2 protein-coding genes are annotated in these 1,734 nt (G+C 61.5%); both read left to right on the forward strand.

Going from position 1 to position 1,734, the window contains the following annotated elements; all coding sequences use genetic code 11:
- A partial coding sequence (locus EOA22_RS38305) for a hypothetical protein (protein WP_206521408.1) occupies positions 1 to 257 on the forward strand: 257 nt, incomplete at its 5' end.
- A gap of 37 nt (positions 258 to 294) precedes the next feature.
- On the forward strand, positions 295 to 1,734 hold a 1,440-nt coding region (gene glgP, locus EOA22_RS32525; RefSeq protein ID WP_127390550.1), incomplete at its 3' end, for a glycogen/starch/alpha-glucan family phosphorylase.

The raw sequence follows: 1,734 nt of genomic DNA on the forward strand, positions 1-1,734 counted from the left end.
CCGATGCCGTGGCCTTCATTACCGGAGGCAAGGTTCCGCCCGCGGCAGGGCTGGCGGCCGGATACATGTCGCCCAAGTGCTGGAGGGTTGGCGGCACGGCAGGCACGGAACAGGAATTTGAAGCGCGTCGCGCGACCGTCTTGGCGCGTCACACTTGCGAATTGCCAAATTGCCGCAGGGGGCATGCCGGTTCGGGCATGTTTAAATCGATTGAATATATAGCGGTATCAGCTAGCATGGGCTGGGAGGAGCGATGAAAGCCGGTATGATCATGGCAACCGCACGAGAGGCATCATGACGAGCGCGATGACATCCGAACCCCTTCCTCCACTGCTCGAAAATCCTGATCCCAAGACACTCGCACGTGAAGTCTTGGTGGCCCTCAAATACCGGGTCGGCAAGGATACCGCCGTTGCGACCCAGTACGACTGGCTGACCGCCTCGATCAAGGTCGTGCGCGACCGGATCGTCGATCGCTGGATGCAGGCGACGAAGGAGGCGTACGATCAGAAGGAAAAACGCGTCTATTATCTGTCTCTGGAGTTCCTCATCGGCCGCCTGATGCGCGACGCCTTCTCCAATCTCGGCCTGATGGACAACATGCGCGAGGCCCTGTCGTCCCTGGGCGTCGATCTCGATCTCATCGCCGCACTCGAGCCGGATGCCGCACTTGGCAATGGCGGCCTCGGGCGGCTTGCGGCCTGCTTCATGGAAAGCATGGCGACCGTCGACATTCCCGCGCATGGCTACGGCATCCGCTATGCCAACGGCATGTTCCGCCAGGAGATTCACGACGGCTGGCAGGTCGAATTGCCTGAAACCTGGCTCGATCACGGCAACCCGTGGGAATTCGAACGCCGTGAGCGCTCGTTCGAGGTCGGTTTCGGCGGTTCGGTGGAATCGATCACCTCCAAGGACGGACGCCTCGAACGCCATGTCTGGAAGCCGACCGAGCATGTGCTGGCCGTCGCCTATGATACGCCCGTCGTCGGCTGGCGGGCCAACCGCGTCAACACGCTGCGGCTCTGGTCGGGCATGCCGGTCGATCCGATCCTGCTCGACAAGTTCAATGCCGGCGACCACATCGGCGCGCTCGCCGAAAGCAACAAGGCCGATGCCTTGTCGCGCGTGCTCTATCCCGCCGATTCCCACAAGGCCGGGCAGGAACTGCGGCTTCGGCAGGAATATTTCTTCTCCACCGCATCGCTGCAGGACATCGTTCAGCGCCATCTCAGCCAATATGGCGACCTGAAGTCCTTGCCCGACAAGGCTGCGATCCACCTGAACGACACCCATCCGGCCATCGCTGTGCCGGAGTTGATGCGCCTGTTGATGGACGTCCACGGCATGGACTTCGATCAGGCCTGGGACATCACCCAGCGCACCTTCGGCTACACCAACCACACGCTGCTGCCCGAGGCACTGGAAAGCTGGCCGGTGCCGCTGTTCGAGCGGCTTTTGCCGCGCCACATGCAGATCGTCTATGCCATCAACGCTGAAGTGCTTCTGGAGGCGCGTGCGTCCAACCAGTTCTCGGACGAGCAGATCGGCCGCATCTCGCTGATCCAGGAAAATGGCGACCGCCGGGTGCGCATGGGCAATCTGGCCTTTGTCGGTTCGCACTCGATCAACGGCGTTTCGGCGCTTCACACCGACCTGATGAAGGAGACGGTGTTCGCCGATCTGCACAAGCTCTATCCCGATCGCATCAACAACAAGACCAACGGCATCACG

This window comes from Mesorhizobium sp. M7A.F.Ca.US.014.04.1.1 (assembly GCF_003998745.1).
GTDB classification, from domain to species: Bacteria; Pseudomonadota; Alphaproteobacteria; order Rhizobiales; family Rhizobiaceae; genus Mesorhizobium; species Mesorhizobium ciceri.